The 12,804-nt window shown below is 53.7% G+C and carries 11 protein-coding genes; 8 read left to right on the top strand and 3 right to left on the bottom strand.

Annotation, left to right across the window (positions count from 1 at the left end; translation table 11 throughout):
- Positions 1–89: 89 nt before the first annotated feature.
- The 4 genes from R1T41_RS01860 to R1T41_RS01845 all read left to right on the top strand — a co-directional run bounded on the left by R1T41_RS01860 (position 90) and on the right by R1T41_RS01845 (position 5,475).
- Positions 90–1,190, top strand: a complete 1,101-nt coding sequence (locus tag R1T41_RS01860) for a tricarboxylate transporter (RefSeq protein WP_317339564.1) — start codon at positions 90–92, stop codon at positions 1,188–1,190.
- Positions 1,191–1,314: 124 nt separating this feature from the next.
- A complete protein-coding gene (locus R1T41_RS01855) occupies positions 1,315–3,294 on the top strand; it encodes a tripartite tricarboxylate transporter permease (RefSeq protein WP_317339563.1) in 1,980 nt (659 codons plus the stop codon).
- A 5-nt stretch (positions 3,295–3,299) separates the two neighbouring features.
- Positions 3,300–4,412, top strand: coding sequence for a 4-oxalomesaconate tautomerase (locus R1T41_RS01850; protein ID WP_051682459.1), 1,113 nt, complete (start codon positions 3,300–3,302; stop codon positions 4,410–4,412).
- Positions 4,413–4,416: 4 nt separating this feature from the next.
- Positions 4,417–5,475, top strand: coding sequence for an isocitrate/isopropylmalate dehydrogenase family protein (locus tag R1T41_RS01845; protein WP_317339560.1), 1,059 nt, complete (start codon positions 4,417–4,419; stop codon positions 5,473–5,475).
- Between the two features lie 68 nt (positions 5,476–5,543).
- Here R1T41_RS01845 and R1T41_RS01840 read toward each other — a convergent pair whose 3' ends face one another.
- Together R1T41_RS01840 and R1T41_RS01835 are read right to left on the bottom strand one after the other, a co-directional pair.
- Positions 5,544–6,641: a glycoside hydrolase family 105 protein gene (locus tag R1T41_RS01840; protein WP_317339558.1), complete on the bottom strand. Its 1,098-nt coding sequence runs from the start codon at positions 6,639–6,641 to the stop codon at positions 5,544–5,546.
- A 51-nt stretch (positions 6,642–6,692) separates the two neighbouring features.
- On the bottom strand, positions 6,693–7,667 hold the full coding sequence (locus R1T41_RS01835; RefSeq protein ID WP_062947907.1) for a TRAP transporter substrate-binding protein: 975 nt from the start codon (positions 7,665–7,667) through the stop codon (positions 6,693–6,695).
- 443 nt (positions 7,668–8,110) lie between these two features.
- On the opposite strand from R1T41_RS01835, the gene R1T41_RS01830 reads away from it, so the two are divergent.
- The 3 genes from R1T41_RS01830 to kduD are packed head-to-tail and all read left to right on the top strand — an operon-like array spanning position 8,111 to position 10,719.
- Positions 8,111–8,614 (top strand): TRAP transporter small permease, encoded by a 504-nt coding sequence (locus R1T41_RS01830; protein ID WP_114109859.1) that lies wholly within the window; start codon positions 8,111–8,113, stop codon positions 8,612–8,614.
- Position 8,615: 1 nt separating this feature from the next.
- Complete coding sequence (locus R1T41_RS01825) at positions 8,616–9,938, top strand: TRAP transporter large permease (protein WP_258547186.1); 1,323 nt, start codon at positions 8,616–8,618, stop codon at positions 9,936–9,938.
- A 40-nt stretch (positions 9,939–9,978) separates the two neighbouring features.
- Positions 9,979–10,719: a 2-dehydro-3-deoxy-D-gluconate 5-dehydrogenase KduD gene (gene kduD / locus R1T41_RS01820; protein WP_317339553.1), complete on the top strand. Its 741-nt coding sequence runs from the start codon at positions 9,979–9,981 to the stop codon at positions 10,717–10,719.
- A 37-nt stretch (positions 10,720–10,756) separates the two neighbouring features.
- Here kduD and R1T41_RS01815 read toward each other — a convergent pair whose 3' ends face one another.
- Positions 10,757–11,779 carry a LacI family DNA-binding transcriptional regulator gene (locus R1T41_RS01815; protein ID WP_114109861.1) on the bottom strand — a complete coding sequence of 341 codons (1,023 nt, stop codon included), beginning with the start codon at positions 11,777–11,779 and terminating at the stop codon, positions 10,757–10,759.
- Between the two features lie 192 nt (positions 11,780–11,971).
- On the opposite strand from R1T41_RS01815, the gene kduI reads away from it, so the two are divergent.
- Entirely contained in the window at positions 11,972–12,802 is an 831-nt protein-coding gene (kduI, locus tag R1T41_RS01810; RefSeq protein WP_317341558.1) for a 5-dehydro-4-deoxy-D-glucuronate isomerase, read from the top strand.
- The last annotated feature ends 2 nt before the right edge of the window (positions 12,803–12,804 follow it).

Genomic DNA, 12,804 nt, shown 5'->3' with positions numbered 1-12,804 from the left:
GGAGGAAATCGACACTTGATGCATGTCTGTGCGTCACGCGCTTCTTCCTTCCGTTCGAGAGAAAACAACCGTTATGGAGGGAAAGCCCAATGTCATGGGGAAAAACCGTTAATCAATCATTCAAAACCGCATGTGCGGCTGCGGCAATTGCTTTTGGCTTTGCCGGTACAGCAACCGCACAGGATGCCGACTTTGCCGGGGATCGTGTCGAACTGATTATTCCGTTTGGTGAAGGTGGGGGGACTGATACCTGGGGCCGGTTCTGGGCACCGTATTTCAGTGTCTTTCTGCCGGGAAACCCGACCGTTGTCGTCAAGAACATTCCGGGCGGCGGTTCGACTTCGGGTGCCAACCAGTTTGAAGCCCGCGCCAAACCTGATGGATTGACCGCTATCGGAACTTCCGGCTCAACCCAGTTTCCGTATCTGTTGCGCGACAAACGCGTGCAATACGAAATGCGTGACTGGCGCGTGGTTTTGGCTTCGCCGACGGGTGGTGTTGTTTATGTGAATTCCGATCTGGGTCTTAAGTCGGCTGCTGACATGAAAGCACTTGAAACCGTCAAGTTGCGTTATGGTAGTCAGGGCGCGACGTCCCTTGATCTGGTTCCGTTGCTAGCGTTTGAGCTGCTGGGACTTGATGTCGATGCCGTGTTTGGCATGAAAGGCCGCGGGGCCGGTCGTCTTGCGTTTGAGCGTGGCGAGGTCAACATTGATTACCAGACTTCGTCGGCTTTTATTAACAACGTTACACCACTTGTTGATATCGGCAGCGCTGTTCCGCTGTTCTCGTGGGGGGCGATCGACGATGACGGCAATATCGTGCGTGATCCTTCCTTCCCCGAGCTGCCAAGTTTCCCGGAAGCATACGAGATGATGAAGGGTGAAAAACCTTCAGGTCCCGCCTGGGATGCTTACAAAGCCTTTTTCATTGCCGGTTTCCCGGCTCAGAAAATGGTCTTCCTGCCAAAAGATACGCCTGAGGAAATCGTTCAGGCCTATCGTGAAGCGGCACAGGCCGCAACCGAAGATGAAAGCTTTGTCGCGGATCGACAGGCAACGCTTGGCGAATACAAACAGATCGTTGGCGAGCCTGCAGAGCGTATTTTCCGCACGGCTGTGAACGTTCCAGAAGAGGCCCGTGAGTGGGTACAAAAATGGCTGACCGATAAATACTCGGTTCAGTTCTAACTGAAAATCTGAAGTCTCCCGTTTCCTGATCGGGGTGGCCTTGTCCACCCCGCTTTTTTCACCCTGCGACTGTCTGGTCGTTTCAAGGGAACGGGCGAACTTTGTCTTTTGACGGAGTTTCCTGATGCTTGATGCAATGATGACGGCACTGTCTCATTTCGCGCAGCCAACCCATCTGATCTATCTTTTGCTGGGGGTTGGAATGGGCATGATTGTTGGCATTCTGCCCGGTCTGGGCGGAATTGTCGGGCTGTCTCTTCTGTTACCTTTCATTTATGGCATGGACCAGATTTCGGCACTTGCCATGTTGATCGGTCTTGTTGCTGTTATCCCGACCTCGGATACATTTACATCTGTCTTGATGGGGATACCGGGATCAAGTGCATCACAAGCAACAGTTCTTGATGGTTTTCCTTTGGCCAAAAAAGGCCATGGTGCCCGTGCGCTGGGGGCTGCATTTTCAGCATCCTTGGTCGGGGGACTGGTGGGGGCTGTTATCCTGACCGGCTTTGTCGTGATCGCGCGGCCACTGATCCTGGCATTTGGTTCGGCCGAACTCTTTATGCTCGCTGTTCTTGGTCTGTCGATGGTCGGCGTTCTTGCCGGTAAAAGCCTGCCTAAAGGCGTGATTGCTGCGGGCCTAGGCTTGCTGCTGGGTGCGCTTGGTGCGGCTCCGGCCACCGGCGAACTCCGCATGAGCTTTGACTCTGTTTATCTGATGGATGGTCTGCCACTCGTCATTGTCGGGCTGGGCATGTTTGCATTCCCTGAAATCATCGACCTGTGTCGGCAAAATCGATCTATTTCTGATAAGGGCACCCTTGGTCTGGGATGGCGCGACGGCGTTCGGGATATGATCCGTCACAAATGGTTGTGCCTGCGTTGTGCCGGTCTTGGCAGTATTGTCGGGGCGCTGCCCGGGCTTGGCGGAAGTGTTGTCGACTGGATCGCCTATGGCCATGTCGTCCAGACCGCAAAAGACAAATCGCAATTCGGCAAGGGCGACATTCGCGGTGTTCTGGCACCGGAAAGCGCAAACAATGCCAAGGAGGGCGGCGGGCTCGTTCCCACCTTGCTGTTTGGTATTCCCGGATCGGGCAGCATGGCTGTTTTCCTTGGCGGTATGGTCCTGATTGGTCTTGAAGCCGGCCCAGCAATGGTTGGGCGCGATCTTGATATCACCTACACGATCATCTGGTCGCTTGCGATTGCCAATGTGGTTGGTGCTGGCGGTGCATTGCTGATTTCGCCTTTCGTCTCGCGCCTGACGACAATCAAATACGGTTACCTTGCGCCGTTCATGATTACGGTGATCTGCTTTGCCGCGTTTCAGGCGACGCGTTCCCTTTCCGATATGATCGCCTTGTTGGTGCTTGGTGTTCTTGGTGTTCTGATGAAACGTTTTGGCTGGCCTCGCCCAGCGTTTCTGATTGGTTTTGTGCTCGCATCCAACACGGAAACCTACCTTTATCAGGCGCTGCAATTCTACAACTGGGAATTCCTGACCCGTCCAGGTGTGGTAATTATCGCGGCTCTGACAGTCATTTCCGTTCTGATGGGGATGCGCAAACACCCGGTAAATCCGGTTGAAGAAGAGGAAAGCAGCCATTCCCACAATCCGAAACGCTGGCCGCAAATCCTGTTTGCGGGCGTGCTTCTGGCGTTCTTTGCGTTCGGAATTTGGGATGCAACGCAGCATTCCTTCCTTGGCAGTGTCTTTACCGGTGCGGTTTCGGTCGTGATGTTTGTCGTTTCGGCGATTTTGATCTGGCAATTGATTGTATCGCCACCGTCGCATGCGGCCAATTTTGATCATGAATTTGACCTTGAACATCAGGACGTGAAGCCGACTGCAGGTCTTTGGCACTACGTTCTTTGGGTTGCCGGAATGGTGGCCGCAACCGCCGTGTTTGGGTTCCTGATTGCGATTACCGGGTTCTTCATTGCCTTCCTTCGGGTCAAGGCAAAGGCATCGTGGCTTCGGACGTTGCTTTTAACCGGGCTTGCGATTGGCGGGCTTTGTGTTCTTGCGTGGTCACTGGTTCTCGATTTCCCGGCCGGGATGCTTCAGGACCTGATTGAACTTCCCTGGCCGCTGGGGTGATCGACATGAAAAATACCGTGATTGTGAATGACCAACATGCCGTTCCCTGCGTGATGATGCGCGGCGGGACATCAAAAGGGCCGATCTTTTTGGCCAGTGATTTGCCCGAAGACGTTGCCGCGCGTGATCGTCTTTTGCTTGCGGCGATGGGGTCGCCAGACAAACGTCAGATTGATGGAATTGGCGGTGCCGATACGTTAACCAGCAAATCATGCATTGTTGCGCCGTCCAGCCGACCGGATGCAGATGTCGAGTTCCTGTTTGCCCAGGTCGCCATCGACAGGGCAGAGGTTGATGTTAATCCGAATTGCGGGAACATGACCGCAGCCGTTGCCCCGTTTGCGATTGAGGCCGGTTTGGTGCCGGTTACAGGGGATCAAACGCTGGTCCGCATTTACAATAAAAATGTCGGTGCATTGGTTGACGTTCTGGTCGCGACACCCGGCGGAAAGGTGACCTATAGCGGGGATGCGGCGATTGATGGCGTGCCCGGGACGGCGTCCCCGCTGATATTGCGGTTCAAGGATATCATGGGCAGCAAAACCGGTCGGCTCCTGCCAACGGGGAAACCGATCAACTATATCGACGGGCTTGAAGTGACCTGTATTGATGTGGCGGTTCCGATGGTGATGTTTCGCGCCCGCGATCTTGGAATAACGGGGAACGAAACAAAGGCGCAGCTTGACGGCAATGCAGAACTGATTGCGCGGATGGAAGCCGTGCGCCGCAAAGCATCGGAACTGATGGGGCTTGGCGACTGTACCGGCAAGGTTGTTCCGAAAATGGCCATTCTGTCCGAGCCGACAAAAGGTGGCGATATTACATCGCGCTATTTTGTGCCGCATAATTGCCATGCGACCCATGCGGTGACCGGTGCGATTTGTGTTGCCAGTTGCGCATCACTTTCAGGAAGCATCGTTGATGGTATGATCAGTCTCAAGGCCTTGCCGCAACAGTGGATTCAGATTGAACATCCGAGTGGCATGATTGCGGTGGAACTTACCATTGAGGGATCAGGACCAAATCTTTCGGTGATTTCCGGCGGGGTGATCCGCACCGCACGCCGGTTATTTGAAGGTCGGGTTCTTGTTCCTGAAAATATTCTGACGGAGGTTTAGGGTCGTGGATGTTCTTTTATTGCCGGGCGACGGGATCGGACCGGAAATTACGGCTGTCACCCGCAATGTGCTTGAGGCATTGGATCGTTCATTTTCGCTGGGATTAAAATTTAGCAGCGAAGACGTCGGATTTGCATCATTGGAAAAGTACGGTGCCACCATTACCCCGGAATTGATCGAGCGTGCCCGCAAGGCTGATCTGGCCATTCTGGGACCGGTTGATACCGCGCATTATCCTCCGGCAGATCAGGGTGGGATCAATCCTTCTGCGGCATTGCGCATCAATCTTGATCTGTATGCCAATGTAAGGCCTTCGAAGGTGTTTGAAGGTCTTCCTGCTTTGGCCCGAAATATGGATCTGGTGATTGTGCGTGAAAATACAGAAGGTTTTTATGCCGATCGCACCATGTATGCAGGCACCGGCGAGGTGATGCCAACTCCTGATCTTGCGCTGGCGATGCGCAAGGTGACGCGCCAGGGAAGTTATCGGGTGTCGGCATTTGCTGCACGTCTTGCGGCCAAACGTCGCGGGCATCTGACCATTGTGCACAAGGCTAATGTTTTAAAGCTTAGCGACGGTCTGTTTTTATCCGAAGCAGAGAAAGCCGCAGCCGAGCAGGGCGGACTTACGGTTCGCGAAGAACATGTTGATGCGATGGCATCACTTCTGGTCAGAACGCCAGATGCGTTTGACGTGATTGTAACGACCAACATGTTTGGTGACATCCTTTCGAATGAGGCGGCGGAGCTGGCCGGTGGCCTTGGGCTTTCCGGATCGCTTAATGTCGGGGATGAAAATGCGATTGCGCAGGCATCGCATGGTTCCGCACCTGATATCGCGGGTAAAAACATTGCCAATCCCGTGTCTCTCTTGCTGTCGACCGTTTTGCTTCTGGATTGGAAGGGGGCAGAAACTGGACGCAACGACTTGCAGCAGGCGGCGAACCGACTTGATATGGCAATTGCTGAAATGCTCAAAAGTCCGGACACACGAACAGCAGACCTTGCCGGATCATTGTCTTGTAGTGATTTTGGTTCGGTCTTGGTCGATAGGCTTCGTTGAAAACTTATAAAAAGAGCCCCTGTCGCAATGCGGACAGGGGCTTTCGAAGCTTCAGTTGAAGCGCAATTCTATTCGTTTATGTGATTGAGGGCTTCGACAAGGCATAGAAGCGCCATGGATTGGCCATAGCCGGTTGGGTGCAGGGGGATGTTCTTGTAGAATTCAAGATCATGTCCCATGCGGGTGCCGTAGGAAACCTGTTGCACGACACCATTACTGTCGATGTTGCCGAGCACCGCATGCAAAGCTTTCTGACCAGCCGTTTTCCAGCTTTCCGGTCCAAGGCCCAGGCGATATCCTTTGAGCAGGGCATAGCCGATTGCAGAGGTGGCCGAGATTTCCTCGTAAGAGGTCGGGTCATCGACCAGTGTGTGCCATGTGCCGTTTTGGGTCTGATAGTCAATCAGGCTTGATAGCTGTGCCTTGACCACCCACAGCAGATAGCGGCGTGTGGCGGCATCAAGATCGGCAAGTTCAATCAGATCGAGTATTCCGGCCGAAATCCATGAGTTGCCACGGGCCCAGCGTGCACGGGCGAAATTGTGATGACCATCGAAGGTCCAGCCATGAAACCACAGGCCGGTTTCGGGTTCGCAAAGATAGTGGGTGTGCACCAGAAACTGGAATTTGGCTTCTTCGATCAGGTCTTTTCGGCCGGAAGCCTGACCGTACGATGCCAGAAACAGGGCGAGCATGAACAGGGTATCGTCCCACAGTTCGCCGTTATTGATCTTGTCTGAAACATCGTGCTGGAACCCGCCGGACGTGGTGCGCGGGGCGTCTGCGATCAGGCGGTTTGCCCAATCGTCAAGAACAGGTTCCCAGCGAGGATCCCGGGTCTGCTGCCACAGAATGGAAAGCGCCAGCATGGGGGCTGTCGTGTTCACATTCTGGGACGGTAGACCCAGGGAAAGTTGTTTTTCGTACCAGTTTTCCAGAATGCTCCGCGCTTCTGCGTCTCCGGTCTGGAGCCAGAGTTGCGCAATTCCGTATAGACCGACACCCTGTGGCCATTCCCAACTATCGAAACTGACATAATCACCGGCTGTTCCATCAAGGTTCGGCTCGTTGAACTGTCCTTCGTCTCGCAGGTTACGCAAGCCTGTCACTATCTGAGAGATTTTCTCTTTCAATTCGTCGCGAAGGCTGACGGTATCGGTTCCCATTATTGTGTCTCGCTGTTTTTTTGAGGAATTTGGTCGGCGCGGAGCGGAAAATTATTCGGTTTCGAGGATCTGGGTCAGGAGACCGCCGAAATCCGGATCGTTACGATACTCGTCAAGCAGCGGCATGACTTTTTCGCGGAAAGGTGCCTGATCCGGGGAGACAAAAGTCACGCCCATCTTTTCTGCTTCGGTGGTCGAATCCTTGACGGCTTGGTCCCAAAGCGCGCGGAAGGATTCAGTCGCATGCAGGGCAGCTTCCTTGAGAATGGTGTTCTGTTCGTCGGTGAGTTTTTCAGTGGCTGCGTTGGAGATCACGAGGAAATCCGGAATGCGAAGATGTTCGTCCTGTGAATAGAATTTGGCGACTTCGCCGTGACGGCCGATGGTCAAAGCCGTGACGTTGTTTTCCGCACCATCAATCACGCCCATTTGCAGGGCCGTATAGATTTCGGCGTAGGGCATCGGGGTCGGGGAGCCCCCCATCATTTCGACCATGCGGATCGAGCTGTTGGAGTTCAGAACCCGGATTTTCTGGCCTGCAAGATCTTCTGGCGTATTGATCGGTTTATCGGTGGTATAGAACGAACGTGCGCCGCTGTCGAAGAAGGTCAGGCCGACGAAGCCGCTGCCTTCTGTGGCGTTATAGACCTCGTCTGCGACCGGTCCGGTCATGACGCGATAGAAATGGTCTTCGCCCTTGAAGATATAAGGCAGGGTGAATGCCTTGAATACCGGATCAAAGTTTTCGAGGTTGCCTGCGCTCACACGGGTCATGTCAACCGCACCGTTCTGAAGCTGTTCGAGGACTTCGCGCTCGGACCCCAGAACCGCATTTAAGAACAGCTGAATGGTAACTTCGCCGTCTGTGCGTTCTTTCACTTCATCAGCGAATTGCTGCAAGGCTGTACTGGTCGGGTGGTCTGCTGACAGCGAGTTGGCCAGAGTCAAACGTGTTTTCGCCTCTGCCTGGCCGACCGTAAGGGCGGCTATTGCTGTTAAGGTCAAGGCAAGTTTCTGATATTTCATTGTTTTCCTCCCTTGGATTTCTTTCCGCCCGAATGGCGGTGACGAAAATGTCACCGCATTTCATCGATGACATGTGGATAAAACTGTCATTGTGAAAATAAAATTTCTATATGTAATAAATTTTCATTCCCGAGTATCGAAGCGAGCATGTTGAAGCCGCCTGCAAGGGCCGCCTGCATCTGGCTTTGGGGCAATTGCACGCCGATATCTTTGAGGCTACAGCGTCGGGCAGGTTCCATAATATTTTGAATGTGATGGAGCACAGTTTGGTTTCGTGGAACCGGTTGCATCAGCCGGTTTTAATGTGTGAGGCCGACTGTGAATTGTTTGTGAAAATAATTTTCAGATTGCAGATATTGTTTGCACATCGCATGGTCTGAGGACAATCGACATAAAAATAATGCCTGAATTTGGCCGGGCGACTTCGACGGAGGAAACGCGAAGTGTTGCAATCTCTCAAGCATGGCATAGAGCGCCTGCTGCTGGTGATTATTTCAATCACTTTGTGCGGCATGGTGGTCCTGATGCTGTGGCAGGTTTTTACCCGCTATGTGCTGGCAACGCCTGCCTTGTTCACGGAAGAAACGCTTCGATTCACGATGATCTGGATGGCGCTTCTGGGGTCGGCTTACTGTTTTGGCAGCCGTAAACATCTGTCGCTTGATCTGCTGGTTTTTCTGGGTCCGATATGGTGGCGCAAAGGGCTGGCGATGCTGAACGGGGTTATTTCCATCGCATTTGCCAGCTTTACGATGCTGATCGGTGGCTGGGGGGCGAGCATGTCGGCAATGGCGCAGCTTTCGCCGATCATGCAGATCCCGATGGGGATGGTTTACCTTGCGGTTCCGGTGTCGGCAGGCCTGATCATTCTGTTACAGGCTCTTAATATTATCCTGATTGGTCTGGGGCAGTTGGCACCGGTTGAAGAAGTGCAGGAGACAGCCTGAAATGGATGTGATTATTGATTTCATGCTTGATCCTGCCGGTGCGGCAGTAGTGCTTTTTGCACTGTTTTTCGGCCTTCTGGCCCTGGGAACGCCGATTTCGATTGCGATTGGTGTTTCTTCGGTTGTGACGGGCTTTGCCTATCTGCCTTCACAGGTTATCAGTTTTGTCAGCGCCCAAAAGATGTTTTCGGGCATCGACAGTTTTACACTTTTGGCCATCCCGTTTTTTGTGCTGGCGGGGAACATCATGAACAAGGGCGGCATCGCAATCCGCCTGATCAATCTGGCGAAATTGCTGGGCGGGCGTATGCCCGGTGCCTTGGCGCATACCAATGTGCTGGCCAATATGCTGTTTGGATCGATTTCCGGGTCATCAATTGCCGCCGCCGCTGCTGTTGGTGGCGTTATGGGGCCGTTGCAGCGCAAAGAGGGGTATGATCCCGCATTTTCAGCGGCGGTGAATATTGCATCGGCGCCAACTGGCATTCTGATCCCGCCGAGCGGACCGTTAATCCTGTTTTCGCTGGTATCGGGTGGGACGTCGATTTCGGCCCTGTTCCTTGGAGGGTATCTTCCGGGCATCCTGATGGGGCTATCGGTCATGATGGTCATTACCTTTTTTGCCGTGCGCCGCGGCTATCGCACCGAAGGTAGTGTCGGCTGGTCGGAAGTGCTGCATGTGATATGGCAGGCTTTGCCGCCTTTATTGATGATTATTCTGGTTATCGGCGGCATTGCGATCGGGGCGTTTACCGCGACCGAAGGGGCGGCGGTTGCCGTTCTGTATTCATTTGTTTTGTCGTTGATGTACCGGATGGCGAGCTTGCAGGAATATCTGGAAGCTTTGAAATCCTCGGCGGTTACCAGTTGTTCGATCCTGTTTCTGATCGCGGCATCGGGCATCATGTCCTATGTCATGACGATTGCCGGTATTCCCGATGTGATTGCCGAGACCATTCTGACCTTTGACAATCCCATTGTGATTTTGCTGGTGATGAATGTCTGCCTGCTGATCATCGGGTTTTTCATGGATCTGACGCCGGCAGTATTGATTTTCACCCCGATCTTTTTGCCGATTGCGACCGAGATCGGCATTCATCCGGTGCATTTGGGGATCATCATGATCTTTAACCTTGGGGTCGGGTCGATGACACCACCTGTCGGGAGTGTCCTTTTTGTCGGGTGTGCGGTTGCCAATCTGCGCATTGATCAGGTGGTAAGGCCGATATTGCCGTTCTTCTTTGCGACATCGGTGGCCTTGCTTCTGACCACTTATGTCCCTTGGATCACGCTGGCATTGCCGCGTTTCCTCGGACTGATGTGACGTTCACCCATACCTAAACCTATCCAAGCGGAGTTATATCATGAATGCGTTCTCGCTGAGCGGTCGAAAAGCTTTGGTAACCGGTGCCAATGCCGGAATAGGGCAGGCTATTGCTGTCGCCATGGCACGCGCAGGTGCGGAAGTTGTCTGTGCCGGACGGCGAAGCTGTGGCGAAACGGTTGCAATGATCGGTGATGCGGGCGGTGTCGCAGGCGAAGTCATTGTTGATTTTGCTGATCCGATGGCGGGGGCGTCCCTGTTTGAAGGGGCCAATATCGACATTCTGGTCAATAATGCGGGGATTATCCGCCGCGCTGATTGTATCGATTTTACCGAGGAAGACTGGGACGCTGTCATGGATGTGAATGCCAAGGCGGTGTTCTTTACCTCGCAGGCATTCGCCAAGGGGGTCTTTGCGCGCGGCGGGCAGGGCAAGATTGTGAATATCGCGTCGCTTTTATCGTTTCAGGGCGGCATCCGGGTTCCGTCCTATACCACGTCCAAGCATGGTGTGGCCGGTTTGACCCGTATTCTGGCAAACGAGTGGACGGCACGCGGCATCAATGTGAATGCGATTGCGCCGGGTTATATCGCGACAAGCAATACACAGGCGTTGCGTGATGATCCTGATCGGTCGGCTGCCATTCTGGATCGTATTCCGGCGGGTCGTTGGGGACGGCCAGATGATATTGCGGAAACGGCGGTTTATCTGGCAGCGCCCGCATCTGATTATGTTTCGGGTGCAATCCTGAATGTCGATGGCGGCTGGCTTGCACGATAGGGCCGGTGCGGGACCTGTGATGAAGGTTCCCCATCCATCAGCGTAGCTTTTTCGGTGGCGGACAGACGCTTTCACGGCTAATCAGCTCGCACGCCAATTCGATCCGGCGTGCGGGCATTTCAATATCGGCATTGGTCAGTCGGCAGGTTTCAATCAGCAGATCCAGCGACAGCGCGCCGACTGTCTGCATCGGGATTTTGACCGATGTCAGCGCTGGCGACATGTATTGGCCCTGGGGCAGACCATCAATGCCGACCACAGAAACATCTTTTGGAACGTTATAGCCCTTTGCCTGTAGTGCGGAAACAGCACCCACAGCCAGGATATCGCCAGCAGCGACAATGGCGCTGAAAGAAAGGTTGCTTTCGATGACCTCGGTGATGCGCTGGCTTGCGGCTTCGGCTGTCCAGTCGTCGATATCAATCACATAGTCGGGATTGTAATGTCCGTCCATCGCGTCACGCCATCCTTCGAGGCGGCGCTTAATTGTGCGCCTGCCGGGGCGATTGAGAAACAGGATATGGCGGTGTCCCTGATTGATCAGATGTTTGGTCGCCAAGGAGGCCGCAGACCGGTTGCATGGCGTGACCGAGCTTAGCTGCATTTCCGGATCGTCACCATTGACCAGGACGGCAGGCATGTCCGAGGTGCGCACAAAATCAAGTGTTGCATCATCGACAGAAACAAGCAGCAGCCCAATCAAATCGGGTGTCTGTGCTGCTTTATAGAGGTCTTCGAAGGGCTGATTGGGCTGATAGATGTAAGATTCTATCCGGATGTCGCGGCTTTCGGCGCGTTCGCGAACCCCTTCAAGAACATACATGGTGAACTGGCTGCGTTTGAAGTCGATCATGGCCTCTTGCGAGGAAACAATCAGGACCTTTTGCCCGGCAGTGGTGCTTGAAACGGCGTAGTTCATTTCAATGGCCGCAGCCCGGATTCTGGAGGCGAGATGTTCCCGGACATAACCATTGCCGCTTAGGGCGCGTGATACGGTTGCCGTAGAAACCCCAAGACGCGAGGCGATGTCGCTTATCTTCGTGCGTCCGCTTACTGCCATGTTTTTCCCTTTCCTGATTCTCGTCAGTTTGTGGAATTTATTTACATATTGCACGAAAAATTTCTTGGTGTGATGTTTTTTCTTGTGCGGAAGGGGAAGCCATCTTCCTGCTTCTGCGAATTTATAAAGTGTGTCACCGGCAAAAACGGTGGCGGAACGTGCAGGAAAATCCTTAGGAGATATCCCGTGGCTATGGAACAACGCTATGGTGCCGGTCCCGATCAGATCGATGGAATGAACACCTCGCAGTTGCGCGAGAATTTTATGGTCGAAGGGCTATTTACGCCGGGTCAGATCAGCTTTGCGTATACTCATTTTGATCGGATGATTGTCGGTGGTGCCGTACCCGGAGAAAAGGCACTTGGCTTTGGTGATGGCAAAGATGTCGGGACGAACCTGTTCTTTGATGCACGTGAAATGGGTGTTGCAAACCTTGGCGGTGCGGGCTGGATCGAGGTGGACGGAACGCGGTATGAGCTTGCAAACCGCGATGTTCTCTATATCGGCCGTGGTGCTAAAACCGTTTCGCTGGGCAGTGATGATGCCAAAAGCCCGGCACGGTTTTATATGAATTCTGTTCCGGCGGGGCATTCCGTGCCGACGCGTCTGATCACGCGTGCGGAATCGAAAATCCTTGAGATGGGAGATGCCGAGAAAAGCAATCGCCGTTCCCTGGCGATGTATATTCATCCAGAGGTCGCGCCATCCTGTCTGTTGTTGATGGGGATTACCGATCCGGCGAAAGGTTCTGTCTGGAACACCATGCCGCCGCACCTGCATGAGCGCCGCATGGAGGCCTATTGCTATTTCGATCTTTCGGATGAAGACCGGGTTATGCATTTCATGGGGCGCCCGGACAATACCCGCCATCTGGTTGTGGCAAATGGCGATGTCGTCCTGTCGCCAGCCTGGTCCATTCATATGGGGGCCGGTACCGGGCCGTATGGTTTTGTGTGGGGCATGACCGGGGAAAATCAGGAATATACCGATGTTTCGCCGGTTGCCATTAAGGAGCTGCGTTAAGT

The organism is Thalassospira lucentensis, assembly GCF_032921865.1.
GTDB classification, from domain to species: domain Bacteria; phylum Pseudomonadota; class Alphaproteobacteria; order Rhodospirillales; family Thalassospiraceae; genus Thalassospira; species Thalassospira lucentensis_A.
The sequence above is the reverse complement of the archived record's forward strand: the minus strand, read 5'-3'. Positions and strand labels throughout refer to the sequence as shown.

Bases quoted from the DNA above. Each gene is read 5' to 3' on its own strand.
- R1T41_RS01860 (WP_317339564.1), top strand. From the start codon at position 90: ATGTCATGGGGAAAAACCGTTAATCAATCATTCAAAACCGCATGTGCG.
- R1T41_RS01855 (WP_317339563.1), top strand. From the start codon at position 1,315: ATGCTTGATGCAATGATGACGGCACTGTCTCATTTCGCGCAGCCAACC.
- R1T41_RS01850 (WP_051682459.1), top strand. From the start codon at position 3,300: ATGAAAAATACCGTGATTGTGAATGACCAACATGCCGTTCCCTGCGTG.
- R1T41_RS01840 (WP_317339558.1), bottom strand. From the start codon at position 6,641: ATGGGAACCGATACCGTCAGCCTTCGCGACGAATTGAAAGAGAAAATC.
- R1T41_RS01835 (WP_062947907.1), bottom strand. From the start codon at position 7,667: ATGAAATATCAGAAACTTGCCTTGACCTTAACAGCAATAGCCGCCCTT.
- R1T41_RS01825 (WP_258547186.1), top strand. From the start codon at position 8,616: ATGGATGTGATTATTGATTTCATGCTTGATCCTGCCGGTGCGGCAGTA.
- kduD (WP_317339553.1), top strand. From the start codon at position 9,979: ATGAATGCGTTCTCGCTGAGCGGTCGAAAAGCTTTGGTAACCGGTGCC.
- R1T41_RS01815 (WP_114109861.1), bottom strand. From the start codon at position 11,779: ATGGCAGTAAGCGGACGCACGAAGATAAGCGACATCGCCTCGCGTCTT.
- kduI (WP_317341558.1), top strand. From the start codon at position 11,972: ATGGAACAACGCTATGGTGCCGGTCCCGATCAGATCGATGGAATGAAC.